Origin of the sequence: Streptomyces sp. NRRL S-646, assembly GCF_000720765.1 — a bacterium.
Lineage (GTDB): Bacteria > Actinomycetota > Actinomycetes > Streptomycetales > Streptomycetaceae > Streptomyces.
Map to the genome: position 1 here is coordinate 1 of NZ_JODC01000043.1, position 25,569 is coordinate 25,569.

General features: G+C 68.9%; 21 protein-coding genes and 5 pseudogenes. 12 read left to right on the forward strand and 14 right to left on the reverse strand.

What is annotated here, in order from left to right; all coding sequences use genetic code 11:
• Positions 1-218: 218 nt before the first annotated feature.
• Positions 219-2,000, reverse strand: coding sequence for a hypothetical protein (locus tag IH68_RS56875; RefSeq protein ID WP_159403885.1), 1,782 nt, complete (start codon positions 1,998-2,000; stop codon positions 219-221).
• A gap of 520 nt (positions 2,001-2,520) precedes the next feature.
• Between IH68_RS56875 and IH68_RS56880 the strand changes: the two genes are divergently transcribed.
• From IH68_RS56880 to IH68_RS54735, 3 genes and pseudogenes are all read left to right on the forward strand, one after another.
• On the forward strand, positions 2,521-2,676 hold the full coding sequence (locus IH68_RS56880; protein ID WP_159403886.1) for a hypothetical protein: 156 nt from the start codon (positions 2,521-2,523) through the stop codon (positions 2,674-2,676).
• A gap of 52 nt (positions 2,677-2,728) precedes the next feature.
• Positions 2,729-3,658, forward strand: coding sequence for a LysR family transcriptional regulator (locus IH68_RS0147955; RefSeq protein WP_030949914.1), 930 nt, complete (start codon positions 2,729-2,731; stop codon positions 3,656-3,658).
• A 105-nt stretch (positions 3,659-3,763) separates the two neighbouring features.
• Positions 3,764-4,059: pseudogene (locus IH68_RS54735) on the forward strand (NAD-dependent formate dehydrogenase); the annotation flags it as partial.
• A 114-nt stretch (positions 4,060-4,173) separates the two neighbouring features.
• On the opposite strand, the gene IH68_RS0147960 reads toward IH68_RS54735, so the two are convergent.
• Positions 4,174-5,679 carry a hypothetical protein gene (locus tag IH68_RS0147960; RefSeq protein ID WP_159403887.1) on the reverse strand — a complete coding sequence of 502 codons (1,506 nt, stop codon included), beginning with the start codon at positions 5,677-5,679 and terminating at the stop codon, positions 4,174-4,176.
• Between the two features lie 213 nt (positions 5,680-5,892).
• Between IH68_RS0147960 and IH68_RS0147965 the strand changes: the two genes are divergently transcribed.
• The 5 genes and pseudogenes from IH68_RS0147965 to IH68_RS54740 all read left to right on the forward strand — a co-directional run.
• On the forward strand, positions 5,893-6,468 hold the full coding sequence (locus tag IH68_RS0147965) for a hypothetical protein (protein WP_030949920.1): 576 nt from the start codon (positions 5,893-5,895) through the stop codon (positions 6,466-6,468).
• Between the two features lie 212 nt (positions 6,469-6,680).
• Positions 6,681-7,127, forward strand: coding sequence for a transposase family protein (locus IH68_RS58890; RefSeq protein ID WP_234341845.1), 447 nt, complete (start codon positions 6,681-6,683; stop codon positions 7,125-7,127).
• Positions 7,128-7,185: 58 nt separating this feature from the next.
• A complete protein-coding gene (locus IH68_RS58895; protein ID WP_420719045.1) occupies positions 7,186-7,818 on the forward strand; it encodes an ISAs1 family transposase in 633 nt (210 codons plus the stop codon).
• A 42-nt stretch (positions 7,819-7,860) separates the two neighbouring features.
• Positions 7,861-8,733: pseudogene (locus IH68_RS0147975) on the forward strand (NAD-dependent formate dehydrogenase); the annotation flags it as partial.
• A gap of 128 nt (positions 8,734-8,861) precedes the next feature.
• Positions 8,862-9,617, forward strand: a pseudogene (locus IH68_RS54740) (MOSC domain-containing protein); the annotation flags it as partial.
• Between the two features lie 42 nt (positions 9,618-9,659).
• Here the strand turns inward: IH68_RS54740 and IH68_RS0147980 are convergent.
• The 6 genes from IH68_RS0147980 to IH68_RS0148005 all read right to left on the reverse strand — a co-directional run bounded on the left by IH68_RS0147980 (position 9,660) and on the right by IH68_RS0148005 (position 15,332).
• The gene (locus IH68_RS0147980; protein WP_030949925.1) at positions 9,660-10,493 is read right to left on the reverse strand and encodes an ABC transporter permease; all 834 of its coding nucleotides are present in this window, start codon (positions 10,491-10,493) and stop codon (positions 9,660-9,662) included.
• Entirely contained in the window at positions 10,490-11,269 is a 780-nt protein-coding gene (locus tag IH68_RS0147985; RefSeq protein ID WP_030949928.1) for an ABC transporter permease, read from the reverse strand. Before IH68_RS0147985 ends, IH68_RS0147980 begins: the two co-directional genes overlap by 4 nt.
• Positions 11,266-12,150, reverse strand: a complete 885-nt coding sequence (locus IH68_RS0147990) for an ABC transporter ATP-binding protein (protein WP_051834143.1) — start codon at positions 12,148-12,150, stop codon at positions 11,266-11,268. The genes IH68_RS0147985 and IH68_RS0147990 overlap by 4 nt, the downstream gene beginning before the upstream one ends.
• 81 nt (positions 12,151-12,231) lie before the next feature.
• A complete protein-coding gene (locus IH68_RS0147995) occupies positions 12,232-13,335 on the reverse strand; it encodes an ABC transporter substrate-binding protein (RefSeq protein ID WP_030949931.1) in 1,104 nt (367 codons plus the stop codon).
• Between the two features lie 131 nt (positions 13,336-13,466).
• Positions 13,467-14,282, reverse strand: coding sequence for a flavin reductase family protein (locus IH68_RS0148000; RefSeq protein WP_051834144.1), 816 nt, complete (start codon positions 14,280-14,282; stop codon positions 13,467-13,469).
• A gap of 9 nt (positions 14,283-14,291) precedes the next feature.
• Positions 14,292-15,332, reverse strand: a complete 1,041-nt coding sequence (locus IH68_RS0148005) for an aromatic ring-hydroxylating oxygenase subunit alpha (RefSeq protein ID WP_030949936.1) — start codon at positions 15,330-15,332, stop codon at positions 14,292-14,294.
• A 517-nt stretch (positions 15,333-15,849) separates the two neighbouring features.
• Between IH68_RS0148005 and IH68_RS0148010 the strand changes: the two genes are divergently transcribed.
• Complete coding sequence (locus tag IH68_RS0148010) at positions 15,850-16,452, forward strand: TetR/AcrR family transcriptional regulator (protein WP_051834145.1); 603 nt, start codon at positions 15,850-15,852, stop codon at positions 16,450-16,452.
• 56 nt (positions 16,453-16,508) lie between these two features.
• Here IH68_RS0148010 and IH68_RS0148015 read toward each other — a convergent pair whose 3' ends face one another.
• Positions 16,509-17,348, reverse strand: coding sequence for a TauD/TfdA family dioxygenase (locus IH68_RS0148015; RefSeq protein ID WP_030949940.1), 840 nt, complete (start codon positions 17,346-17,348; stop codon positions 16,509-16,511).
• A 195-nt stretch (positions 17,349-17,543) separates the two neighbouring features.
• Here IH68_RS0148015 and IH68_RS58900 point away from each other — a divergent pair.
• Positions 17,544-18,218 (forward strand): annotated as a pseudogene (locus IH68_RS58900) (SDR family oxidoreductase); the annotation flags it as partial.
• Positions 18,219-18,548: 330 nt separating this feature from the next.
• Positions 18,549-18,986 (forward strand): annotated as a pseudogene (locus IH68_RS60070) (IS701 family transposase); the annotation flags it as partial.
• Between the two features lie 632 nt (positions 18,987-19,618).
• Here the strand turns inward: IH68_RS60070 and IH68_RS0148025 are convergent.
• Positions 19,619-20,470: a helix-turn-helix transcriptional regulator gene (locus IH68_RS0148025; RefSeq protein ID WP_030949949.1), complete on the reverse strand. Its 852-nt coding sequence runs from the start codon at positions 20,468-20,470 to the stop codon at positions 19,619-19,621.
• A 138-nt stretch (positions 20,471-20,608) separates the two neighbouring features.
• Here IH68_RS0148025 and IH68_RS0148030 point away from each other — a divergent pair, with 138 nt between their 5' ends.
• The gene (locus IH68_RS0148030) at positions 20,609-21,388 is read left to right on the forward strand and encodes an NAD(P)H-dependent oxidoreductase (RefSeq protein WP_030949951.1); all 780 of its coding nucleotides are present in this window, start codon (positions 20,609-20,611) and stop codon (positions 21,386-21,388) included.
• A 590-nt stretch (positions 21,389-21,978) separates the two neighbouring features.
• Here the strand turns inward: IH68_RS0148030 and IH68_RS60075 are convergent.
• The 4 genes from IH68_RS60075 to IH68_RS0148050 all read right to left on the reverse strand — a co-directional run bounded on the left by IH68_RS60075 (position 21,979) and on the right by IH68_RS0148050 (position 25,222).
• The gene (locus IH68_RS60075; RefSeq protein ID WP_420719046.1) at positions 21,979-22,080 is read right to left on the reverse strand and encodes a DUF6192 family protein; all 102 of its coding nucleotides are present in this window, start codon (positions 22,078-22,080) and stop codon (positions 21,979-21,981) included.
• 549 nt (positions 22,081-22,629) lie between these two features.
• Positions 22,630-23,256, reverse strand: a complete 627-nt coding sequence (locus IH68_RS0148040; RefSeq protein WP_030949954.1) for an NAD(P)-dependent oxidoreductase — start codon at positions 23,254-23,256, stop codon at positions 22,630-22,632.
• Positions 23,257-23,433: 177 nt separating this feature from the next.
• Positions 23,434-24,330 (reverse strand): alpha/beta fold hydrolase, encoded by an 897-nt coding sequence (locus IH68_RS0148045; RefSeq protein WP_030949956.1) that lies wholly within the window; start codon positions 24,328-24,330, stop codon positions 23,434-23,436.
• 121 nt (positions 24,331-24,451) lie between these two features.
• On the reverse strand, positions 24,452-25,222 hold the full coding sequence (locus IH68_RS0148050; protein WP_030949958.1) for an NADPH-dependent F420 reductase: 771 nt from the start codon (positions 25,220-25,222) through the stop codon (positions 24,452-24,454).
• Between the last annotated feature and the right edge of the window lie 347 nt (positions 25,223-25,569).

The following is a 25,569-nucleotide window of genomic DNA, read 5'->3' on the forward strand; positions in this document are numbered from 1 at the left end:
GCACAGCAGGCCCGGGCCGCCCAACCGGCATGAAGAACAAGCACCGCGCACGACAGCACCCCGTCGGGAAACAGGGCAAACCGAACCTCGCGGCAGCCGTCACAAGCAGCAAGGCTGCATAAACGCCAAGCTTAGTGATGACAGCACCCTTGATCGCCGGAAAACGATGTCGTTGATTCGTCACCGACAGCGCCACTGGAGAATTCAATGATCGAGCTTCACCTGATTTCCCACTCGCCGGTCGCGCTGTTGAAGCGGACGCGCGTGTTGCTTCGATGCGTCGACTGCGTGTAGTTGGCAGCTCCGTCGATGTTCGCCCCGTTACCAGCAATAGTAACGGTGAAATCGCCGCTCCCTTTGATCTCGTGTGTCTCTCCATCGGACGGCGACTTCGGGAGGCTGATCAGGCACTGTGCCGCCGTGACGGTGACGAACCGTTGATCGGTCGTGATGGCTAGGTTCATGCCCGTCGTGACGCTGGGACCGTTCGCCGCGTAGAGCGTTTCGAACTTCGGAGCGACGAACGTAATCGCTGCTCCGGCGGCTACGGTACCGTTCGCCGGCTCGTACGTTACTTTCTTGTCACTGATACTGATATCGGTGATCTTCTTGGTCGCGCCACCGTCGAGGCCAGCGACTGAGATGCGCTGCCCGACGGCCAAATATGACGGCGAGCTGACAACGAGCGTTCCCGGCGTGCTAACTGTCCCAGTGGGCATGGTAACCGGTTGAATATCACGTAGGGTTCCTGCCGCCACACAGCGCTGCGCCCAGATGCCACCCGGGCTCGGATCGCTCTTCCAGATCGTGTCCCCAATCTCGTAGATCTGAGGAAGGTTACTCGGACTCGGTACCGCCGGCTCAGGGCTGGGACCAGCTTGAAATACCACCTGCTTGGGTGGCTGCCCGGCCGGGGGTTGCTTCCCGAGGTAGATTCCGTTCGGGAAGTACGGCGCGCTTCGGCGCAGCTTCAGGTCGAGCGTCGGAAGGCGCAACACTTCGAGCCCGGTACCCCAACTATCGAGAGTGATCCACGGGTTTGAAGGCCCGAGGAACCGCCACCGCAGTGAGTCGCTTGGATAGAATGGCGAAGGTGCAGGCGGTGAAGGTCTGTTCACGACCATCTCACCGAAGATCATGTGCGGCGTATCGGGCTTATAGTCCTCACCCACTTTCGTGCTAATGACGGTCGCGCCTCGCCTGTTCTCGTAGGTGAGTGGCTTCCCTCGCATGACGCCGCAGATGATATCAAAATGCGGCCCAGAGTTGATTGTCCCGCCGAAAACATCGTTCCAGGCCGTCAGAGTTGCGCGATCGACGTCCTCTGAGTAGCACCCATGTAGGGTCGAATTGTTACCGTCGCCCTCGAAAAGATAGTTCTTCGTCGTATTCCCTTCGCCGTGGCATGCGACGAAAGCATTCCGTCCATTCATGTCGCGGAATCCGAAATTGTTGCCGATTGCGAAGCATCCCTGGATGAGGCATACCGTGGCATCAATCCCGGAGAGGAGGATTCCTTCGCTCTTGCCAAACCAGAAAAGGCAATTCGTGAAGACGCTTCCGCCCGGGTTCCCGGTCAACGATTTGGTGCCGTCCAGGAACACGTTGGCTCCGCCGAATTTGCCGACGATCACGTTATGCATGTAGATCGGTGCCGTGGCATGGACGCCGTACCCACTTGAAGTCCCCGGATCCTTGCAGGAGATTGTGAGATCACGGAAGGAAGTGAACCATGCACTCGACGTGTAGCCCTCGGGCTCGCGGTCGCCACCGCCCTTGATTCGGAAGGCTGTCTTGTTCTGCGGGAATCCGAGCCACGTACCAGGAGCTACTCGGTCCCCGGGGCCACCGAGGTGTGGATATGGGTCGCTCATCCCGGTGCCCTCGATAACGACGCTACGGGTAATCGTGATGGTGTCCGAGAAGTAGAGCCACCCGCGGAGGATGATCTTCGCGCTTTTGTTGGCCTCGGCGTGGATGGCCGCGAGGACGGTGTTCATTACCGCGAGGTTATCGGTTCCGGGGGTGCTGCTTCCGTTCCAATCGGGCACACCGCCGAAATCTTGAAAATGGTAGTACCCCGGCGCGTCGAAGCGGCGAAGCCATCGGCCATTGACGACGGCCGATGGAATTGCGCTCCCGCCATCGCGCCACTCGTCGCGATGGCGACCAGTCCCCGCTCACCGAGCCCCCCGAAGTACACCGGCTCGCTCAATGGCCGGTACTCGTATCCGATCAGCCCGGCTGGGATGCCAGTCTCCCCGAGATCAACAGCGATCTGGGTGGGCACCTCGGGTGGGGCCTCGATGGGGATCAAGACGAACTCGGGCTTCGGCAATCATATCGGGATTGATCTGTAAGCCCCTTGCGTACCAATGGCGGGGATTTGCCCTAGTTTTCATCGACTTGAGTGGTTACTCGGTAGCGGTCGCTGGTTGGCCGGAAAAGGGTCACCAAGGTCCCTGTAGCCCGGCCGAATCGAACTCGCTACCGGGGTCATCCCGCCTGGCCGGCCGCCAAGTGGTTGTCCGTACGGTCACCGCGCACGCCATTGGCCCCCTCGCGGACGTGGGCACGGCGACCTGGTCGCAGGCCGCCGAGCACTTCACCGGCCGCGACCTGTCCCGCCTCACCGACCGCCTCGACCTGTGGACGGCCCTGCTGTGCCGGTCGTGAGCGCCGCAGGCGGTGGGTGGGTACGCCCCTCGGGACCGTGGGAGGTTCACGCATGCAACTGCGCCAGCTGGAGTACCTGGTCGCGCTCGCCCGAGAACGCCACTTCGTCCGCGCTGCCGCCGCCTGCTACGTCTCCCAGCCCTCACTGTCGGCCGCGATACGGCGTCTCGAACACGAGCTGGGGGTGCCGATCGTGCGCCGGGGCAGACGGTACGAGGGCCTGACCCCGGAGGGTGAGGTGCTGCTGGCCTGGGCGCACCGCATCCTCGCCGAACAGGACGCCCTGCGACAGGAGTTGTCCGCCCTCGGCGACGGCCTCACCGGCACGCTCCGCCTCGGCGTCGTCCCCACGGCACTCCCCGCCTCCTTCCTCCTGACCACCCCCTTCTGCGAACGCCACCCCCGGGCCCGCGTCAGCATCGAGTCGCTGTCCTCGGTCGACATCCTCCACGGCCTCGCCGAGTTCGAGCTTGACGTGGCGATGACGTACCTCGACGACGACAGCGCCCTGCGCCGGCTGCCCCTGTACGAGGAGCGGTACATGCTCCTGACCCCGATCGACGGCCCCCGCGCGGACGTGGGCACGGCGACCTGGTCGCAGGCCGCCACCCTCCCCCTGTGCCTGCTCAACTCACGTATGCGCAACCGCCGCATCATCGACGAGTGCTTCGCCGCGGACGGTGCCACGGCCGCCCCGGCGATCGAGTCGGACACCGTCGCCGGGCTCTACGCCCATCTGCCCAGCGGCCGCTGGTCCAGCGTGATCTCGCATGCCTGGCTGCACATGTTCGGCGTGCCGGAGGGGATGCGGGTCGTACCGCTGGAAGGCCCCGCGCACGGGCCGCGGGTCGGCCTGGTGACCGGCCCCCACGACCCGCCCTCCGTCCTGACCGCGGCGCTGCTGACGGTGGCGCGGGAGGCGGGCGTACGGGAGGCGCTGGACGACCTGCTGCGGACGTATCTGCGCGGCCACGACCACTGATAGCCGACGGCTATACGGGCATAGCAAAGCTCGCTTTGACCAGGGAGAAAGCCGACGAGGATCGTGAACTGCACCTTCCCGCAACGCCAGTTGAGGAGCAGCGACATGGCCAAGGTGCTCTGCGTCCTGTACGACGACCCGACCGACGGATACCCGACCACGTACGCCCGCGACGACATCCCCACCATCGCCGGCTACCCCGCGGCCAGACCGCCCCGACCCCCGAGGCGATCGACTTCACTCCCGGCCATCTGCTGGGCAGCGTCTCGGGCGAACTGGGCCTGCGCTCCTTCCTGGAGAAGGCCGGACACACCCTCGTCGTCACCTCCGACAAAGACGGCGATGGCTCGGTCTTCGACCGTGAGCTGGCCGACGCGGACGTGGTCATCTCGCAGCCGTTCCAGGGGTGTTGCAAAGTCCGGTGATCTTGTAGTTGCCCTGGTCAGGCGATGCCCAGGAGCGTGCGAGGCGCTCTCCTGCCGCGGCCCAGGGTGACCGGTCCCGGGGGCTCACCGTTACGCCGTCACGGGGCACGCGGTCAAGGCATCGGTGACCGCTGTTATCCCTTGGGGTGCCAACTGTTCCAGGAGACCGGTGATCCCGTACCAGCCGCCGAGCGCGGCGAGTCGTGCGGCGAGCCTGCGGGCGTCGGACGGCGCGGCCAGCCCGGCGACGACGAACAGCGCGCGGTCCCGTGTCTCGCGGAAGGCGATCGTGTCGGCGAGCGCCTCGGCCCGCTCCGTCTCCCCGCGCCGGGCCAACTCCTCGACCACGGGGACCAGTGCGTGCCCCCGCGCCCAGAGGTCGGGGATCGCCCGGGTGAGCGCCTGGGCTCGGTCCGTCTCCCCGCGCCGGGCCAACTCCTCGACCACGGCGATCAGTGCTCTGGCTCGTGCCCGTCGGTCAGTGATCGCGTGGGCGAGCGTCTCGGCCCGGCCCGTGTCCCCGCCGCGGGCCAGCTCCCCGACGATCTCCGCCTGCCAACCCGCACGGCGGTGGGGGGCGTTCATCGCGTCGGCGAAGGCCATGGCCCACTCGACGTGACCGTGCCGGGCCAGCATCAGCGCCGCCGCCGTCCGCAGGTCGTCGGCGTGCCAGGAGGTGGGGCTGCAGGCGTCGAGCAGTGTCTGCGTCCGCTCCGCCAGCGCGAGGACCACGTCCGCTTCGGCGGTCTCGGCAGCTGCCTCCAGTACGTCGACCATGACTGCGGGGTAGAGGGGCGATGTGCCCGGACGGCGCAGGAGGGCGTCGAGCCGGTCCAGGTCGCCGCGGCCGACCTCGGGGACCAGGATCGCCGTCAGCGGCCGCGGCCCGGCCCGGTCGTGCCCCCCACCGCCGGGTCCGTGGAACCGGGCGAGGTCCTCCAGACGGTCGACGAGGTCACCGGCCCGGACGTGGTCGCCGGCCGCGGTGGCCACGTCGAGAAGGAGGGTGAGCACCCGTGAGGACGCACTGCCCACGGCGCGGTCGGCGAAGTCGAGCGCGCCGCGGAAGTCCCCGGTGTCCGCCAGTGCTTTCGCCAGGAGGGCCCAGGTGATGCCCCAGTTGTGCGGATAGCGGACCCGCTCCGCCAGCGCGAGGGCCCGGGCGAGTTCACCGGCCCTGGCCCACGCCGGCACCAGCGCGACCAGGGCACGGTCGTGGCAGTCCCTCACACGGATCGAGTCGACCAGCGCCTGGGCCCCGAGCAGGTCTCCCGCGCCGGCCGCCTCCTCCACCAGCGCCAGCAGCGCTTCGCCCTGCTTGGGCTCGTCGCTGATCGTGAACGCCAGCTCGGCCGCACGCGCGAGGCGGCCGGTCCGGGCGAGTGCCCTCAGATGCCACAACGGAACGGGCTCGCGGGCACCATCCACGTCCCCTGACGCCAGCAACCGGAACAGGGTCACCAAACACGGTTCGAACCCGCCCGGGAGGACACCCTTTCCGGCATCACCCTCCCGAGCGAGGCCGCAGCGCCGCTCACGCCACCGCTCCATGAACAGCTCATAGCCCCACTCGGCCATGCCCTTCTGCGTACTCACGTCGCCCCCGGTCGCGTCCTGCCGCTGTCCCGTAGCGTAGGGCCTGCTGCGCGCCCCCGGGCCAGTGCCTGGACGCATGGCGGTGGAGGAATCCACCTCCGCGGCGGGGCGTGCCGCGTTGGCCGCGGAACCCCCACGCGTTCCCCATCGTCTTCCCAGGGAAGGGCGGGACCCCGCACGACGGGGGCGGGCCGTGGAGGCGGGGAGGGGCGCGTGAGCGAACACGAGGCGGCGCTGGCGGTGGGAGCCGCCGGCGGCCTGGGTCGTTACCGGAGCTTCGCCGTCCCGCAGTCCACGGTCGGCGACGGGTTCCTCATGACGATGGGCCTGTTCTTCCTCGGGCTCTGCAGTTTTGAGCTGCTCCTCGGTGCCCTGCTCTGGCCCGACGGGGTACTCATCACCGGTGGGCTGTTCATGGGATTGGGCATGGCCGGCCTCGCCCTCTGGCCCCGCTTCGAGCGACGCCGAGGAGGCCGCCTGGAGCGCCTCTACTGCTTCGAAGACGGCCTCGTGATCGGCAGTGGCCACACCATGCGCCCCATCCGCTGGTCGGACGTCACCATCACCAGCGAGGACTGGGAGTCGGGGAGCGGCGAGTACCGCTATTCGGGAACGAGGCGCACCCTCACCACATCCGACGGCACCCTGATCGCCCGGTTCACCGGTAAGGAACCCGAGCGGGTCGGCGGCTACCAGGTGATCCTCCTCCACCAGGCCGCCACCGAACGTGAAGCCGTCCACCCCTCGCCGGGCCCGACGCCGAGTGACGCCCGACCCACCGAAGCCTGACCGAGCGGTCACGGACCGACCGCGCAGCCGATCGCTCGGATGCATCCCGGCTCTCGCCAATTGCCAACCGAGCGGCATTTCAAAGTCCGGTGATCACGTGAGTCCGTAGGTCTCGGCGGTCCAAGGGGGGCGGGCCAGGCCGTCACAAACGCAACGAAGCTCCGGTTGAACGGGGTGACCTTCCCAAGTCGCCTCGTACCGCCGGAGCTTCGATGTGTCGTCAGTCTGCCACCGTCTGTCTGGTCAAGTCGCCCACCCTGGAGGGCATGGCGGGGTTGTCGCTGGTCGAGCGGTTGCGGCTGCTGCCGGATCCGCGTCGGCGCCGAGGAGTGCGTCACCCGTTCGTGGCGGTGCTGCTGGTTGCCGCCTCGGCAGTGGTCGCCGGAGCACGCTCATATACGGCCATCGGCCAGTGGTCCGCGAACACGCCGCAGCATGCCCTGGCCCGCCTGGGTGCCCGGGTCGCGGGGGCGTTGAGCGTACGCGTCGCGCCGAGTGCCGCCACGATTCGGCGGGTTGTCGGCCTGGTGTGCCCCGGTGGTCTGGCCGATCTGACCGGCGCTGCCCCTGCCGGCTCGGACTCGGTGGCGATCGACGGCAAGACCGCCCGCGGCTCCGACGCGGCCAGACGCCCGCGGCCCACCTGCTGGCCCCGATGACCGGCGACGGCCGGACCGTGACCCAACTGCGGGTGCCCGACAAGACCAATGAGATCACCTGCTTCGCCGCGCTACTGGCGCCCTTCGACCTGACGGGGGTCACGGTCACGGCCGATGCCCTGCACACCCAGCGCGCCTGGTGGAGGAGAAGAAGGCGCACTACCTGCTGGTGGTCAAGGCCAACCAGCCCGAGCTGCACCGCCAGCTGCGATCGCTGCCGTGGAAGGACGTCACCGCCCGCCGCTACGACCGCGAGATCGGCCACGGCCGCCGGGAAACCCGGGCGACCAGAGCCCTCACCGTGACCGACCTCGGCCTGGACTTCCCGCACGCCGCCCAGGCCGTGCGCATCCTGCGTTACCGCACGAACCTCACGACCGGTGTCATCAGCCGCCAGACCGCCTACGCGATCACGGACCTGACCTCGCATCAGGCCTCGCCCCGGCGCCTGGGCCAACTCGCCAGGTCGCAGTGGACCATCGAGAACCGGCTGCACTTCGTCCGCGACACCACCTTCGCCGAGGACGCCTCGAAGATCCGCACCGGCCATGGACCCGAGAACATGGCGACCTTGCGCAACCTGGCGATCAACACCCTCCGCGCCGCTGGACACCGCAACATCGCCGCTGGCATCCGGCACGTCTCCTACCAGCCGTTCACCCGCCCGCTCGCCCTCCTGGGCATCGCCTGACCAGCGCAACTACAAGATCACCGGACTTTGCAACACCCCTGGCAGCCGTTCTGGCCGGCGTATCTGACGCCCGAGCGGATCGCCGCCGCGCCGAACCCGAAGCTGGCGATCACCGCCGGCATCGGCTCCGACCACGTCGACCTGGACGCGGCGGTCGCTCACGGCGTGACGGTCGCCGAGGTGACGTACTCCAACAGCATCAGCGTCGCTGAGCACGTGGTGATGATGACACTGTCGCTGGTGCGCAACTACCTGCCCTCCCACCAGGTGGTGCTGGACGGCGGCTGGAACATCGCCGACTGCGTGGCCCGCTCGTACGACCTGGAGGGCATGCACGTCGGCACGGTCGCCGCCGGACGGATCGGGCTGGCGGTGCTGCGGCGCCTGGCGCCCTTCGACGTGAAGCTGCACTACGCCGACCGGTACCGGCTGCCGGAGGACGTCGAACGCGAACTGGGACTGGTCTGGCACGAGAGCGCGGCGGACATGGTGCCGCACTGCGACGTCGTCACCATCAACGCGCCGCTGCACCCCGAGACGGAGGGAATGTTCGGCGACGAGCTGCTGGCCACGATGAAGCGCGGCGCGTACCTCATCAACACGGCCCGCGCGAAGATCGCAGACCGCGATGCCATCGACCGGGCTCTGCGCAGCGGGCAGTTGGCCGGCTACGCGGGCGACGTCTGGTTCCCGCAACCCGCTCCCGCCGACCACCCCTGGCGAACCATGCCGCACCACGGCATGACCCCGCACATCTCGGGGTCCTCACTGTCCGCACAGGCTCGCTACGCGGCGGGGACGAGGGAGATCCTGGAGTCCTGGCTGGCCGGGAGCCCGATCCGCGACGAGTACCTGATCGTCGACGGCGGCCGGCTGGCCGGCACCGGCGCGCATTCGTACTCCGTGAAGAAGTGACCAAGGCGGTCACCGCACGGACGACCTCGTCTGTGCGGTGACCGCCGTCCATGGCACAGCGGTACGCCCCACGCCACAATTGATCTATGGGGACTGTGGCAGCGTTGTACCGGTAGCCGGTGAAGTCGATGCTGGGCGAGTCGGTGATCGCCGTGGCGGTCACCGAGGCCGGGCTCTCAGGCGACCGGATGTACGCCGTACTCGACGAGACGGGCGCGGTGGGCAGTGCCAAACACCCCTGCAAGTGGGGCGCGTTGCTGCGCTGCCGAAGCCGCCTGGACGAATCCGGCACGGTCCGGGTCGTCCTCCCCGACGGCACCGCGCTGCGGGTGGAAGACCCCGACCTCGACGAGCAGCTGTCCAAGCTCCTGGGCCGGCAGGTGTTCCTCTCGGCCGCACTACCCGAGCACACCAGGTTGGAGCGTGCGGTCCCGGAGTACGAGGGCGGCGTACCGGAGACAGCACGGAAGACGGCGTCCGTCGACGCCATCGGCGAGAGCATCACGACGGGCAGCGTGGCCGCTGGCACGTTCTTCGACTTCGGCCAGGTCCATTTGGTCACCACGGCGTCTCTGGAGCGGATGCGGACGGTGTATCCCGGTGGGGACTTCGACGCGCGGCGCTTCCGGCCGAACCTGGTCGTCGACACCGATGCCGGGCCAGGCTTCCCGGAGGACGCCTGGCTCGGATCCCGCCTGAGGGTGGCGAGGCGCTGTTCCGCGTCGTGGTGCCCACGCCGCTGCGTGATCCTCGGCCACGATGAACTCCCGCCGGATTCCGGCATCATGCGGGCCGTCGCCCGCGAACACCGCGTACCGGTCTTCGACCTCGGCTGGCTCTCGTGCCTGGGCGTGTATCTGGACGTGCTGGAGGCTGGGACCGTCCAGGTGGGCGATCTCAAGTCTCCAGTCGCAGTCGGGACAGGGTCAGGTGCCCGGGCGGATGTTGGGTGCGAAGCGGGCCAGGGCGACGGTCTCGATGGCCGCGATGATGTTGTACGCCAGTGCGGACACCGCGGTGAGGACCGCGACCGAGGCCCAGAGGTGGTCGTAGTCGAAGGTGGAGGAGTCCTTGAGCATGGCGTAGCCGAGGCCCTGCCCGGTGGAGAGCCATTCGGCGAGCATCGCGCCGATCAGGGCTCCGGGGACGCCGATGCGGGCGCTGGCGAAGAACGCGGGCACCGCGCTGGGCAGCATGACCTTGCGGGCGACGGTCCAGCCTCCGGCGCCGTACGCGCGGCACAGGTCGGCGGCCTGGCGGGAGGCGGAGCGCAGGCCGAAGGCCATGGTGACCAGGGCGGGGAAGAAGACGATCAGACCGCTGATGACGGTGGTGGCCATCAGGCCGCGGCCGAAGACGAGCGTGATGAGCGGGGTCATCGCGACCAAGGGCACGGAGCGTACGACGACCGCCATCGGAAGCAGGGCCTGTTCGACGCTGCGGAGGAGGACGAAGACGACCGCCACACCCACCGCGGCCGCCAGCCCGGCGACGAAGCCCAACCCGGCGTCCAGCAGCGTGCGGCCCAGACCGGAGGAGACCAGGGAGCGGTGGGCGCCGGCGTCCGTACCCGTGAACAGGTAGTGGAAGATGTCGACCGGTGACTTGGCCACCAGGGGGTCCAGGTCGTAGGCCTGCAGGAAGATGATCCACAGGACGACGACGGCCGCCATCGTCACGACCACGTTCAGCAGCGGGCGCAGCACGCCCGCCGCGAAGCGCAGCGCGGGGGCCCTGTGCGTCTGTGTCGCGGTGCTCATGCGTGTCCGCCTTCCACTGTCGTCGTGCGCGACCACGGCAGGGCGTAGCGGGCGACGAGCCCGACCGCGCCGTAGGCGAGGCCTGCCACCGCGCCCGAGACCAGGGCGATGCCCCAGGTGCGGGGCACGTCGAGCTGCTGCTGGGCGATGGTCATGGCGATGCCGAGGCCGCTGTCGACCCGGCCGAGATACTCGCCGATGATCGCGCCGAGCAGAGCCGCCGGACCGGCGATCTTGAGTGCGGCCAGGGTGCTGGGCAGCGCGGCGATCAGGCGGACCCGCAGCATCTGCTGCCAGCGGCCGCCGCCGTAGGCGCGTACCAGGTCGAGCGCGGCCGGGTCGGCCGAGCGCAGCCCGAGCAGTGCGCCGATGAGGGTGGTGAAGAAGACCGACAGGCCGGCCATCGCCGACATCGGCTTGTCCCCGTCGAGGACGAGGGACAGGATCGGGCCGATCGCCACGATGGGCAGGCAGTACGAGGCCACCGCGATCTGCGTGATCACCCGCTCCAGCACGGGCACCAGCAGCACCAGGATCGCCAGGCCCAGCGCCAGCCCGTTGCCGACCAGATAGCCGGTCAGGGCCTCGCCGACGGTCTGCTCGACATGCGGACTGTAGAAGGTCCAGCCGTCGTCGAACACGCTCGCCACGACCGCCCAGGGGGTGGGCACGCCGTCCCCGGTGCCGACGACCGTGGTGGACAGCAGCGACCACGCCCCGATCAGAGCTGCGATGCCGAAGGCCCCGCCGGTCCAGGCGGAACTCCGCTCACTCATGACGCCTCCACCGCGGGACCGTGAGCGTCGGCGGCGCTGTCGGCGGGCGGGCCGGCGAGCGAGTCGGCGCGGCCGAACAGAAGTTCCGACAACTGGTCGGCGTACGCGTGGAACTCGGGCGAGCGCATCATCTCCGGTGTGCGGGGACGGGGCAGGTCGATGGTGACCTTCTCCAGGATCCGGCCCGGGCGGGGCGACATGACCGCGACGGTGTCACTCAGCAGCACGGCCTCGTTGATGGAGTGCGTGACGAGCAGGGTGGTCACCGCGCGGGCCTGCCAGATGCGCTGGAGTTCGAGGTTCAGCCGCTGGCGGGTCATGTCGTCCAGCGCGCCGAACGGTTCGTCCAGCAGCAGCACCTTGGGGTCGACGACCAACGAGCGGGCGATGGCCACGCGTTGCCGCATGCCGCCGGAGAGCTGGGCGGGGCGGGCCTTCTCGAAGCCTTCGAGGCCGACCAGCTTGATGAGGTCGGAGATCGCCGCCGGGTCGGCCTTGATGCCGCTGATCTCCAGCGGGAGCCGGATGTTGGCGGCGACCGAGCGCCACGGCAGCAGCGCGGCGTCCTGGAAGGCTATGCCCAGGTGGTGCCGTTTGCGGGCCGCCTCCGGGTGCTCGCCGTGCACGAGGGCCGTACCGGAGGTCGGGCTGTCGAGCCCGGCGAGGATCCGCAGCACGGTCGACTTGCCGCAGCCCGACGGCCCCAGCAGCGCGAGGAACTGCCCCTCAGCCGTGTCCAGGTCGACGCCGGCCAGTGCGGGTACGCGCTGTCGGCCGAGCTTGAACTCCTTGCTCAGCCCGCGCAGGGACAGCCCGGTGCCGGTATCGGCCGGCCCTCCGGAGTCGTCGGATGCTTCGGGAACGGCTGCTGCTGTACTCATCGGATGACCTCTGTGTGCGGTGCGGGTAGGGGAAGCCGGTACCGGCGGGCCGACGCGGCCGCACCGGTACCGCCGGGGGCCTTAGATGAGGCTGGGGTCTTCCTTGTAGACCTCTTCGAGGATCGAGAGGTCGAAGAGCTTGTCGGCGGCGATGTCGAGGCCGCCGTACTTCAGCGTCTTGATGTTCTCGTCGATCAGCGTCTGCGTGACCGTGAACAGGCCGTTCTTCTTGGTGTCGGCGCTCACCATCAACTCGCTCTCGTCCTTGGACTCGAGGGTCTGCTCCTTGGTCGTCAGCCCGAGCCCCTTGCCGTACGTCTCGGCCGCGAGCTTCGCGCCGAGCGCCGGATCGGCGATGTTCGCCTTCCAGCCCTTGATCTCCGCGCGCAGGAACGCCTTGAGCAGGTCACGCTGCTTGTCGATGGTGTCCTGGCGGACGATGTACGTCTCCGAGACCAGCGGATAGCCGGTGTCGGCGAGCAGCATCGTGGCGACCTTGAAGCCCTTCAGACGCAGCGCGTTCGGCTCGTTCGTCACGAAGGAGAACCAGCCGTCCACGGTGCCCTGGGTCAGGGGCAGCGGGTCGAACTGCACCGGTACCTTCGTGATCTTCGACTCGTCGAGCCCGGTCGCCTTGATGTACGCCGCCCACACGGACTCGTTGCCCGCCTGGACTCCGATCTTCTTGCCGTACATGTCCTCCGGCTTGGCGATCGGGGCCTTGGCCATCGACATGATGCAGAACGGGTTCTTCTGGTACTGCGCACCGATGATCTTCAGTGGCGCGCCCTTGGCGACGGCCGCGCCCGTGATGTCGGGGGCGCTGATCGCCACGAGGGCCTTCTTGGTGACGACGTCCGTCTCCATCGGCGTCGCGGACGGGCCGCCGCCGATCAGCGTGGCCTTCGAGAAGCCCTCGTCCGTGTAGTAGCCCTTGCTGTCCGCGATGTAGCTGCCCGCGAACTCGACGTTCTTGATCCACGACAGCCGGAGCGTCAGCTCACCGAAACTCTTGGAGCCGGAGGAGGCGGGGGAGGAGGCCGAGGACGAGTCCGAATCGCCGCACGCGGCGAGCAGCGGACCGCCGAGCAGGACGGCACCGCCCAACTGCAGTCCCCGCCTGAGGAAGAGACGGCGGTCGGGGGCGGCGAACGCTCTGTCGTCACTGTTCGAACTTGTGGTCATGGCGCGCTTTCCTTTCACAGGCCGGGTCGGCACCGGCTCCTGGCTGACATGAGGAACATGGGTGGGGCTGGGCCCGGACAATGCCGGGCCGGTCTCCGGTCGAGCGTCGGCCCGGGATCAGGGATCCCGGGTCAGAGATCGAGGAGGAGTTCGGGGGTGCGGGCGCGGGAGCAGCAGATGGTGATCCGGTCGGTCGCCGCGCGCTCGTCCGGGGACTGGACCTCGTCGCGGTGGTCGGGTTCGCCGGCCAGGACGGGGGTTGGGCAGGCGCCGCGGATGCCCTGCTCGCAGGAGAGGTCGACCTCGACGCCGTGGGCGGAGAGGACCTCGGCGATGGTGCGGTCTGCAGGGACGGGACAGCCGGTGCCGGTGCCGGTGCTCGCGATCCGTACGGTGAACGCGGTGGCGTCTCCGGCTTTCGCCCCGTCTCCGGTTCCAGCTCCGGTTCCGGCTTCGGCACCGGTTCCGGTTTCGGCGGATGGCGGAGCCGCCGGGGCGAAGCGTTCGGTGTGAAGCTGCCCGGGGTGCCGGCCCGCAGCGGTCGCCTCGGCCACGACGTGGGTCATGAAGCCGTCTGGCCCGCAGACATGGACGGCCGTGTCCGCTTCCGGGACTTGCAGTTCGGCGGGCAGCCCCGCGCGGACGGTGCCCCCCTGCTCGCTGTGGTGGACCACTGCCCGCTCGCCGAGAACGGAGGTCTGGAGCCGCTCCAGCCGGGGGGCCTCCGCCGCGCCGGAGGTGTAGTGGTGCAGGACGAACCACGCTCCCCGCGCGGCCAGGTCTTCGGCCATCGACAGCAGGGGTGTGATGCAGAACACGTAACGGCCATTTTCGGCGCCCGCCTCGAAGGACGGCAGGGCCCCGCCGTCCGCCGCCCGGAGTTCGTGACTGCGGCTGGTGCCGGAGGCGAGGGAGATCGTGTGGACGATGACGTCGAGTGTCTGCACGGTGGGCCCCTACGCGGTGAAGAAGTGGCTCAGGCCCAGGTCGCGCAGTCCGCGGCGGTAGGCGACGGAGCTGCGGTCGGCGGGGATGTTCACTTCGAGTCTCGGGTCGAGGGGGAGGTTCTCGGGTTTCTGGACCTCGACGACGGCGCGGTCCTCCTCGAAGACCGTGCGGTTGAAGTCGTATACGGCCTGGACGGGCTGGTCGGTGTCGAAGTTGCGGGCGATGGGGGCGAACATGCGGGTCTGGCGGGCGGAGACGGGGGAGGCGGCGTTCATGATGTTGAGCAGCCCGCCATCGGGGAAGTGCACGACGAGCGTGGCCGTGAACGGCAGGTGCACGTCGAAGTGGCGCAGCCACCGGAAGCCGGGCGGGGCCTCCTTGGTGCCGTGCGGGTAGTTGCTGACGGTGCTCCAGTAGTCGACGGAGTGGCCGTACTGGTGGCGTACCGGGGTGTAGTCGGGGACCTCGGTGTTGTCGGGGTCGCCGAAGGAGTCGAGGTGGACGAAGCCGAAGTGTGCGACGTCGAGGAAGCCCTCGACCTGGCGGCCGGCGAACGCGGCGATGTCGATCCAGGGGCAGTTGATCTGCTGAAAGCCCGCCTCGTCCCAGTGGGCCATGGCCGGGATCACCGGGGCCGTGTCGGGCTCGGGGCGCAGGCAGGTCCACACCAGCCCGTACCGCTCGACGACGGGGTAGGTCTGCAGGTCCAGCCGGGACGGGATCTTCGACTCAGGATGGGCCGGCACCTGCACGCACCGCCCGCCGTCACCGAAGCGCAATCCGTGATACGCGCAGGTGATGCCGTTCCCGTCGCCGCGGCCGAGGCTCAGCGGCACCCCGCGGTGCGGGCAGATGTCGTGGGCCACGACCACATTGCCGCCCACCCGATAGGCCACCAGGGTCTCGTCCAGCAGGCGCACGGCGGTCGGCGCGTCGCCGATCTCGCTCGACAGGGCGACCGGGTACCAGTGCCGGGCGAGGATCGCCCAGTCGGCGGCATCGAACGTGCAGCTGTGGGGCAGGGCAGGCCGGGGTGGAGCAGTGGTCATGCGAAATCCTTCTGCGTGGCGCGGCTGGGAACGGCCGGACAGACACCTGTGAAGCGCGCACGCCAGTACGGCGGCGTGGGACACGTGCGAGGCGAGAAGAGTGCGGTCCGGGGGTGGAGGCACCGTGGAACCGCAGACCGGGCAGGGCGCCGGGCGCGGTCATCGGTACGAGGTCAGGTGTGAGAGCCCTCGGACCCCGGATGTGAACCGTGCGCCACGCGTCCGCGCGTCCAGGCCGACTGGTGGGCACGGCACCGGAGGTCCGTGCTGCACGCGCTGACGAAGCTCATCGCGCATCCCTCCGTGCTCAGTGCCGACTGTCTGCCGCCGGACGACCAAGCCGAGACTGACGCACAGAGGTTGCCCTGTCATTCCGTGTTTGTTACTTACGGGTTCCATGCCCGGTTTGGGTCGGGCGCCGAAGCGAGCGCCCGCGGAAGGCCGCCGTGTCCGTGAGTGTCCCGTCGGCCCCTGGCCGCTCGGTTACGTCCATTGAGCTGAGGGTAATGTGCCGGCCATGCCCGATACCCCGGCCCTGTCCGAACGTGGTCGCCTGCTGAGGCTGACCGCGGACTACATCCTGGAGCACGGCGTCGCGGACTTGACCCTGCGCAAGCTCGGCAGCGCGATCGGCACCAACAATCGCATGCTGCTGTACTACTTCGGCTCCAAGGAGGAGCTGATCACGGCCGCGCTGGCCGAGGCGAGCGGGCGCTTCCCGATTCTCAGCGAGGCCTTCGTCATCATGGACGACCAGCTGCGCCCGCTGCGCGAGCGGATCGCCGCGGCCTGGGAAGCGGTGGCGGCAGCCGAGAACCTGCCGTTCCACCGGACGTTCTTCGAGGTACTGGGCCTGGCCGCGCATCAACGCGGCCGGTTCGACAGCTTCCTGGGGTCGGTGGGCAGCGAGTGGCGCGAACGAATCGCGGTCTCGCTGGGCGGCGACGTGCCGGAGGCCACCGCGGACGACCTGGCCCGGGAACTGGTCGCGTTGTGGCGCGGCCTGCAACTGGACCTGGTCACCTCGGGCGACCGGGCCGGGACCGATCGGGTGATCGCGTCCGCCGCCGAGTCGATCGCCCGGCGGGCGGCGACGGCCGCCGCCGCTCCTGGACTCTGATTTCTAGATATCCAGATCCTGATATCCCGTCACATCTCCCTGGAATGACGGAGTTTTCACGATGCCATCGGGATCCGTGGGACGACGATGTCCAGCGGACCGTCCGGAACCGCGACCGCGTCCTGGCTCCAGCCCCAGATCGAACAGACCTTGCGCAGGGGATCGCTGTACCCGTCCCTGCCGTGCAGCACCCGGTAGTTGTCGATGCACATCATCTCACCCGGGCCCACCCGGAACATCGGCCCGCTGTCACGGGCCGCGACGACCGCGTCCTGCCAGGCGCGCACATACGTCCAGTGCTCCTGCTCCAACGGGCCTTCGACCGGCGCGAGATAGGGATGGTGACGGCCCTGGAAGCGGCCCGACGGGGTCCGCCGGACGATCGGCGAAAAGCAGTGCTGCGGGTAGTTGGGTTCGGAGTGGTCGATGTCGACAGTGCGGCAGAAGTCGGCGAGCGTGGCGGTGCCGGGATCGGCGGCCAGCAGGTCCAGCAGCCGGGAGGTGTCGATCAGGAAGGAGTCGCCGCCGCCGGCCGCGGGCCGCTCGCACCACAGGAACAGATGGTCAGGGGCGTAGTCACCGAAAGCGAAGCCGTCGTTGTGGGCGACCATTCGCTCCTCGGCCGAGCCGCTGGCGTCGCGTTTGCGGCCGCGACTGTCGGCGGGCTGCGCCTTCATCTGCATCCCCTCGACCCGGGCGCTCTCCTTCGTCGCCTCGAACTGGGTGCCGCAACGCACGGCCCGGTCCCCCATGATCGCGCGGCCCATCGCGACCGCCTTCTCCTCGTCCGCCAGCCCGGTCACAATGGCCGCGCCCTCGGCGGCGAGCACCTCCGCCGCCTCTTGTGGGCCGGTGACTTTGCGGGGGATGAAACTAGCGGAGCTGACGTCCGGCACAGCGCCTCCTGAAGCCTGCGGAACCAAGCCTGACTGAACCAACCGGTTCAATCAGAGTAGAAGCCGCATGTTTCCCCAACGTGACGTGCTCGCGTGCTTTGGAGTTGCCCACGCGAACCGTGATCGCGGTGCGGTCTTCGACCACGGTGGGCACCGCCTCGTCGTCCCGCCCGCGGATACAACGGGGCAAGCTACCGGGCCAGCATCAAGCCGGCCCTTGACCAGGACCTCGAAGCGAGCACGGAGTCATGGGACACCAACGTGCGTGCCACCTTCGGCCTCAGTAGACGACTTGTCCGGGGGATGATCGAGCGGGGCGGCGGCAACATCAGCAGTATCGCCGCCGGGATCGCCATGCCGCACATGGCGACGTACGGAGCGCAGAAGGCGGCCGTCGAATCCTTCACCCGCAGCTGGGGGCTGCTGTTCGGTCTGGCCCCGCTCCCCGAAGACCTACAGTGGGCCCGCGAGGACTTCACCGCCGCCACGGCCGACGCACGGCTGACTGGTTGGGCCGCGTTCTGGCTCGGGGTGCTCGCCGACAACATCGACAAAGACCCCGACGCAGCCGCATTGGCCTACCGGCACGCACTGGAGCAGGCACGGGAGCAGGGTGACGCACTTCTGGAGTCCTACGCTGTGCGTCACATCGGCGCCCACCTCCTAGAGCAGGACCGGGAGCAGGGCATCTCCCAGCTGCGCCTGTCCTACCACCTGCGGGCATCCCTCGGCGCCCGCCCGCAGACGGCAGCAGCGGCGCTCACCCTCGCTGGCGAACTGCCTCCCGGAACCGAAGCCGAACAATTGCGTGATGCGGCCGGCCTGACCGCCTGTGAACTTGGGCTGACCTGGCTGCTACGCGCTCTCTGATCGCTCCCGAGTCGGACGCACCGCTACGAACCGGCGTGACCCAAGCGTCGACTGGCGAACACGGCGCCCCGCCATCTGAGCCAGCGGTGGGCATGAGCACGGCCACCGCGATCATGATCGCCTGTGACAACTAATCTGGACGCAGCGGCCGTAGAGGCAACCGTGGCGTAAGAGGTCTGGCGGGACGGCTTCGGGGAGGTAATGGGCCTGGTGGCGGGGGGTTTCCCGCGCAGGGAGAAACGCGGTAGACGTTCCGCGAGATGACCGAGGCGATGCTGATGGGCGTCGAGCGGCCGAACTGCTGGACTTTGGCCGAGGCGCTCGGGCACAGCGGCTCGCACCGGCTGCAGCGCCTTCTGGCCCCGCGCGGTGTGGCACCACGACGCGGTAGGCGACCGGACAGCCTGCTGGACCGCACGACAACTCGCCGATGAGCAAGCGGTGTTGGTGGTGGACGAGACCGGGGATGAGAAGTCGTCCACGGACGCGGTCGGCGCTGCCCGCCAGTACTCCGGCGCACTCGGCGGGATCGGTCTATGCCAGGTGGCCGTCCACCTCACCTACGCGAGCAGGTCCGGACACGCGCTGGTCGACCGGGCTCTGTACCTGACGACGGACTGGGCCGGCGACGACGAGCGCCGCGAGCTGACCGGTGTCCCGGACCAACTGGCCTTCGCCACCAAGCGCCAGCTCGCCGCCACCATGTTGGAGGGCGCTCGCGACGCCGGACTTCCGGCCCGGTGGGCTGCCGCCGACGAGGTCTACGGCGGGCGTGAACTCCGAGGGCGGAGCGTCGATCGCAGCTGCTCGGTCTTTCGTCCGGACCGGCGAGTGAGCCCGGGGACTTGCTCAGCGAAGGTCTTGCGTGGGCACGAGTCTTCCGCGCAGACGAACCGCCGCACCCGAAGAGACACCACGACGTCCTGCCCGATGTCGGCAGATCACGAGGAAATCGCAGGTAGGAGCCGTGTATTCGCCCTGACCAGCATCCGCACTCCGGAGAGGCCGCCCGCCATGCGGTCGTATGAGCCTGGACCCGGACGACCGTGTCGATCACCTCGACCGACTCCAGCAACACGCCCTCGACCGAGTAGAACAACAGCTCCTCCAGCTGTGGCAGCCACTCGTTCCCGGCGAAGGACTGTCGACCACACCACCGTCCAGCCTGGCGATTTTCGGGCGAACTCCACCGGTATTGCGCGAAGATCAACGGTCACCCTGCGTAGGCGACCACATGGAGTGGACCAGAGCCCGAGAATGGACAGCAGATGTACAGCACTTTGGGAGGCACCCCGCCGCACGCAGAAATGGAACTGTCCAGCAGACACGACAGCGGCCAGCACCATCCCGGCTTCTTTCTTGTGCGTTGGGGCGTTCCCGGCCGTGGGGGCGTCGTTGTGCTACTCGCGGATCTGGGCGTTCGCTGGGGGATGGGCGTCGTCACCGCTGTCCGCGCCCAGGCCGGCGAGCAGGCGCAGTCCGTCCTCGGCGGGGCTGCCGGGGGCCGCGGACAGCACCAGTAGCTCGATGCCTGATTCGTCCGGCAGTGCGAAGTTCTCCTGGTGCAATTCCAGCAGTCCGACCAGAGGGTGCCGGTACGCCTTGCGTCCATGTGTGCGGGCGCGCACGTCCGCGCGGGCCCAGAGGCGGCGGAAGCGCTCGCTGCCCATCGCCAGCTCGCCGATGAGTGAGGCGAGGCGGGGATCCTCGGGGTATTTGCCGGCGGCCAGGCGCAGGTGCCCGACCACGTCGAGGGTGCAGTTCTCCCAGTCCGCGTACAGGCCGCGCTCGGCTTCCTCAAGGAAGATGTGCCGGGCGGTGTTCAGGCCCGGCATCGGGCGCCCAAGGAGGAGTCGGGCGAGGAGGTTCCCGGCGAGTACGTCCAGGCGGTGGTTCATGATCAGCGCGGGTGCGTCGGCTACCAGGTCAAGGACGCGCAGCAGCTCCGGCCGGACCCGTCCATCCGGTGCCTTCGCGCGGCGGCGGTGCTGCCGGGCGAGCCGGCAGAGGTGCCCGCGTTCGGTCTCGTCGAGGCCGAGGACCCGGGCGAGGGCGTCGAGGACCTGCTCGGAGGGCTGGGTCGCGCGGCCCTGCTCCAGGCGTACGTAGTAGTCGACACTGACTCCGGACAGATGCGCGACCTCTTCGCGGCGCAGCCCTTCGACCCGGCGGCGGCTGTCGGTGGGGATGCCGGCGGCCGCCGGGTCGACCCGGGAACGCCGGGTCCGCAGGAAGCCCGCAAGATCGTCCATGTGCCCAGTATGGCCTCGGCTGTGCCCGTGAAGGTGGTCCTGCCGTTACCAGGAAGTCGCGTCCGATGGATGAGGCGCCCCTGAACGCCGGGCGGCGCCGCGCCCAGGATCGAAGGCATCCGATCCGAAGGAGTTCCCATGAAGACGCTGATCGTCTACGCCCATCCGGAGCCGAAGTCGCTCAACGGCTCGCTGAAGGACCTCGCGGTGTCCACGCTGTTGAACGCCGGGCACGAGGTACGGGTGAGCGATCTGTACGCGATGAACTGGAAGGCGGTCGTGGACGCCGCGGACTACGGCCCCGAGGCCTCACGTCCGCTGAAGGTGGCCCTGGACTCGGGCCGGGCCTTCGACGCCGGGACGCTCACCGCGGACGTCGTCGCCGAGCAGGAGAAGCTGCTGTGGGCCGACACGATCATCTTCCAGTTCCCGCTGTGGTGGTACACGATGCCAGCGATCCTCAAGGGCTGGGTGGACCGGGTGTTCACCTACCGCTTCGCGTACGGCGTGGGCGAGCACAGCGACACCAAGTACGGCGAGCGCTTCGGCGAAGGCACCCTCGCGGGCAGGAGGGCTCTGCTGTCGGTGACCACCGGCGGGCCGGAATCGCATTACGCCGCTCGCGGGATCAACGGCCCCATCGACGATCTGCTGTTCCCGATCCAGCACGGCATCCTCTACTACCCGGGCATCGAGGTGCTGCCGCCGTTCGTGCTGTACGGCACCGACCGGATGACCGGCGAGGACTATCCGGACGTCGCCAAGGCCTGGGAGCAGCGCCTGCTCACCCTGGAGTCGACCGAGCCGATCGCATTCCGGCGGCAGAACTTCGGCGACTACGAGATCCCCTCGCTGCACCTGAAGGAGGGACTGGAACCTGCGGGCCGCACGGCTTTCGGGCTGCACGTGCGCGGCTGACCGCCAGCGAGGGAAGGGGACGAGCCGAGGCGCGAACCCGGGAGCAGTCCGAGGGCCGTGGCGGCCAGCCACCTGCTCTCGGCCATGGGCACCCCCGCTCCGCAGCTGGAACCGGAGCGGCCCGCCCCGAACCGCGCCTGACAGGCAGTCACGTCCGTCACCGCAATCGGGCTGCGCCGCCCTCCTTCGGGCGGTGCACCCCTGCTCCTTCAGTTCGGAGATCGGCGTGACGGCTCCTGTCCCCGGACACAAGCACGCTTACGGGCGGGCCCGTCGGGTGCAGACAGCGTGCTGCTCATTCTCGTGAACATCGAACAGTCGCCAAACGAGGTGCCTCCGGAAGCGGTGTAAATCTGCTGTCCATTCTCGGGTTCTGGCTCAGCTTCTGCTTCTGTGAGGCGGCCACGTTGAGTAATCGGTTGGGGGTGGCAGTCCCGGATGGTTAGGCTCCGGGCCATGAGCGGACCGGCGTTGGTGATCGAGTTGGCGGAGGCCGTCCCCCGCGTGGCGATCCAGCGGCTCCGCGAGTTCCTGCTTGGCGCCTCGGCACGTGGGGACTCCCCGCCCCATCGCCTACTCACCCGAACCCTTCAGTAGCTTTCCAACTGCTCGTCCAGGTCGACCTCGCCGCGGGTGACGGCGTTCTCGATCCATTCGGCCGCGGCGCGTACCCGCGAACGTCCCCGCCCGATCGTCTCGCGGCTGACAGGGCGTACGGGCGCGGCGCGTGGAGCAGCCCCGCCGTAACTGGGCGTGCGGTCTCACACCCCGCGCTGTTCCGCGCGCTGTCTGTGCCAGGACCGTTTGCGGCTGCGGGGAGAGCAGCACCGTGCTGAGACGGGATGGTCCACCCCGACCGTCCAACTCGCTCCGCACCCCGGACAGTTACCCGTCCGGGCGGCCCGGACCGCCTCGGTCCTCACCTTCGCTCGCCGCAGCACGGGAGTCAGCTCAGGGTCGAAGGCGGGCCTGGGGCGGCGCGGTGGAAGAGAAGATGGGCGTGCCAACTTGCTCAGTCATGTGAACTCCTTCGCTCAACTGACCGCTGACCCTTGAACATCCTGTGTGGGCGTGTCGAACGCGTGGCCGTGGTCGGCAACTCGGCCGAGAGCCGGCCTTGAGCCGCGTTTCTCGCGCGGTGGACGGGGACCGGCGGCGCCGTGAGTGGGATTCCGGTCATGGCGTGCCGGACCGCCAAGGGCACTGGCAAGACATCGCGTTCGGCGGGGAACCTGGGCTCGTCAGTCCGTGATGACGGCGTCGCGGTTGATCCACTCGGGGCTGTGGGCCGCCTTGTGCAGGAAGGCGGCGACGTCGGCGCGGCTGATCTTCGGGTTGCCCTTCATCGGGAGACGGTCGCCGGCGCCGTAGGTTCCCTTGGCGGGGCCCTTGGTCAACAAGGTCGGGTAGACCAGCGTCCAGTCCAGGCCGCTGGAGCGGATCGCCTTCTCGGAGAGGTACTTGTTCGCGTAGATGTCCCGCAGGAACGTGCGGTACATGATCTTCTGCACGACGCTCGCCGATTGGTAGGTGTCACCCACGCCGAACGAGGACATCCAGACCAGACGCGATACGCCCTGTTCCTCGGCCGCGCGGATCACGGCCGCTGCGGCGCGGGTGAACAGGTCGTCGGCGCGCACGGAGGTGCTCCTGCCGAGAGCCGAGATGACGGCGTCCTGGCCGATCATGGCCTTGGCGACTTCCGCCTGCGAGGTGGCGTCCCCGGCGACCACGTTGACCTGGCCCGCCAGGTCGGCCAGTGCCTCCGGCCTGCGGGCGAGGACGGTGACCGTGTCGCCTGCCGCGATGGCCCGATCGACCACGTGGCGGCCGGTGGGGCCGGTCGCACCGAGGATCAAGATATTCATAGGATGTACGTCCTTCTTGGGAAATATGAATGCTTGTCAGCACGTGAACCCGTGCGGGCAAGTGCGCCAGCTGTCCTTGCTGGTTTGCTCGACGCACGGGAAGCGTGAGTGGTGGCCGCGTGCACCTGTGGCTGCGGCCACCGGCGGTGTTGCTGGGTCGGCCTGAGCGCTGCCGGGTCAGAGCAGGAAGTCCAGCAGTGCCTTCGTCAGGGCTTCCGGAGCCTCTTCGGCCAGGAAGTGACCGGCTCCAGGTATGACCAGTCCGGTGACGTCGGTGGCGAGCAGGCGCATGACCTCTCTCGGGCCGGTGCCGGTGGCGTACTCGCCGCCCATGGCCAGGACCGGGATGCTCAGCGGTCCCTCGTCGCGCCAGCGCTGGACCTGCTCGGACCATTCGTCGAGGGTGCGGTAGTACTCGAAGACGGCGTGCAGGGCCGCCGGATCGCGCAGCAGGTCGACGTAGACGTCCACGACGTGCTGCGGGATGGCGTCGGGCCGGGCGGCTTTGGAGGTGAACTGGTGTCCGAAGTAGATCTCCTCGCGTCCGGCGACCATGCGTTCGTTGATGTCCTTCAGGCGGTTGAAGGCGAAGTGCCACAGGAACGCGTTGGTGGCCGCGTCCGCTATCAGAGGTGGGGACGGGGAGAGGCCGGGGAGGACGGACTCGCCGACGACAAGGCGGGTGACACGGTCGCGGTGGGTTGCGGCGAGGCCGTGAGCCACGTTCATGTCCAGGTCGTAGCCGGCGACGGCGAAGCGGTCGTGGCCCAGAGCTGTCATCAGGTCGGCCATGTCGTCGGCGAGCGTGCCGAGGGTGTAGCCGGCGGCGGGTTTGTCGCTGCCGCCCAGGCCGCGGACGTCGGCGGCGACGATGGTGAAGTGCTCGGCCAGGGCGGGCATGACCAGGCGCCAGTGGTACCAGAACTGGGGCCAGGCGGGCAGGAGCAGCAGCGGTGGCCCGTCGCCGCCGACCACGGCGTGCAGGGTCAGATCATTTGTCTGGACGGTGTTGCTGGTGAACGTGTCGGCGAACCCGGCGGGCAAGCCCGGCACGTCGGTGACGGTGAACGGCATGGCTGGGTCTCCTCGTGGCACAGGGATGGGATAGCTAGTCCCTCCGTCCGGGTCCGTGCTCGGCCGGGATCTCTCCAGGGCAGAGCGGGTGCGGCGGATCGGCAAAGGACTGATCAGGGGGTCAGGCCACCACGCGGTCGGCGGTGAGCTTGCGGGAGGTGTCGGCGAGGAGGGTGCGCAGCTGTGCTGCGGGCAGTGGGACGCCTCCATCGACGGGGGGCGGCGTCTGCGGCAGGGTGCCGGAGTGGAGGGCTTCGCTGACCTGTGTCCAGAAGGCCCTCATGGCGTCGGGGGCGGCGGAGTACGGCACCGCGTAGGGGTCGGTTTCCGGCTCGAAGCGCCAGCTGTCGGTCAGGGGGCCGGCGTCGACGGTGTCGAAGCCGAGCCGGCTGATCAGGTCGGCGGCGTCCGCCTTGGCCTGTGGGTCGTCGCCGGCGATGGGCAGGGCGGTGCGGTCGGCGGCGCCTGCGGGGCGGGCGAGGGCGGGGATGTGGTGGTCGCTGATGTTGTTGAACGCCTTGACGAGCTGTGCGCCGGCCAGGTGTTCCTGGACGAGTTCGCTGGTGGTGGTTTTGCCCGTGTCGAGGGCCTCGATGTGCCCGTCGCGGAACGGGTAGTAGTTGATCGTGTCGAGCACGACCTTGCCGGCCAGTGCGGCGACCGGAAGCTGCTGGTAGGCGGCCAGCGGGATGCTCACCACCACCCAGTCGCCCGCCCGGGCCGCCTCCTCGGGGGTCGCGGCGCGGGCTCGCTCGCCGAGCTCTGCCACTGTCTCGGCCAGGGTCTCGGGGCCGCGGGAGTTGGACAGCACGACGTCGATCCCCGCCGCGACGGCGAGCCGGGCGATAGCCGTGCCGATGTTGCCGCTGCCGATGAATCCAAGGGTTGCCATGGAAGGGGTCTCTCCTCATCTCGCGGGCCGTGTGGTCCGCCGGTGGGTTCTTGGGGGGAGTCGGGCTCAGGCAGGAGTGCAGGCGAAGGCCCAGAGGCCTCCCACACCAAACCGGAGCAAGTGCTCCTCTTGAAGGTAGCACAACCGGAGCGAGTGCTCCCCTTGGGGGCGGCACAACCGGAGCGATTGCTCCGCAAGGCTGGAAGTTCGCTGTACCCTGAATGCCGTGACCCTCGCCGACCAGCCGACCCCCGCACCCGAACAGCCCGCACCGCGCGGCCGCCGCGCCGACGCCGAACGCAACCGCGCCGCGATCATGGAGGCGGCCGGCGCCGTCTTCGCCGAGC

Bases quoted from the DNA above. Each gene is read 5' to 3' on its own strand.
- IH68_RS56875 (WP_159403885.1), bottom strand. From the start codon at position 2,000: ATGAACACCGTCCTCGCGGCCATCCACGCCGAGGCCAACAAAAGCGCG.
- IH68_RS0147955 (WP_030949914.1), top strand. From the start codon at position 2,729: ATGCAACTGCGCCAGCTGGAGTACCTGGTCGCGCTCGCCCGAGAACGC.
- IH68_RS58890 (WP_234341845.1), top strand. From the start codon at position 6,681: ATGTGTCGTCAGTCTGCCACCGTCTGTCTGGTCAAGTCGCCCACCCTG.
- IH68_RS0147980 (WP_030949925.1), bottom strand. From the start codon at position 10,493: ATGAGCACCGCGACACAGACGCACAGGGCCCCCGCGCTGCGCTTCGCG.
- IH68_RS0147985 (WP_030949928.1), bottom strand. From the start codon at position 11,269: ATGAGTGAGCGGAGTTCCGCCTGGACCGGCGGGGCCTTCGGCATCGCA.
- IH68_RS0147990 (WP_051834143.1), bottom strand. From the start codon at position 12,150: ATGAGTACAGCAGCAGCCGTTCCCGAAGCATCCGACGACTCCGGAGGG.
- IH68_RS0147995 (WP_030949931.1), bottom strand. From the start codon at position 13,335: ATGACCACAAGTTCGAACAGTGACGACAGAGCGTTCGCCGCCCCCGAC.
- IH68_RS0148005 (WP_030949936.1), bottom strand. From the start codon at position 15,332: ATGACCACTGCTCCACCCCGGCCTGCCCTGCCCCACAGCTGCACGTTC.
- IH68_RS0148010 (WP_051834145.1), top strand. From the start codon at position 15,850: ATGCCCGATACCCCGGCCCTGTCCGAACGTGGTCGCCTGCTGAGGCTG.
- IH68_RS0148025 (WP_030949949.1), bottom strand. From the start codon at position 20,470: ATGGACGATCTTGCGGGCTTCCTGCGGACCCGGCGTTCCCGGGTCGAC.
- IH68_RS0148030 (WP_030949951.1), top strand. From the start codon at position 20,609: ATGAAGACGCTGATCGTCTACGCCCATCCGGAGCCGAAGTCGCTCAAC.
- IH68_RS0148040 (WP_030949954.1), bottom strand. From the start codon at position 23,256: ATGAATATCTTGATCCTCGGTGCGACCGGCCCCACCGGCCGCCACGTG.
- IH68_RS0148045 (WP_030949956.1), bottom strand. From the start codon at position 24,330: ATGCCGTTCACCGTCACCGACGTGCCGGGCTTGCCCGCCGGGTTCGCC.
- IH68_RS0148050 (WP_030949958.1), bottom strand. From the start codon at position 25,222: ATGGCAACCCTTGGATTCATCGGCAGCGGCAACATCGGCACGGCTATC.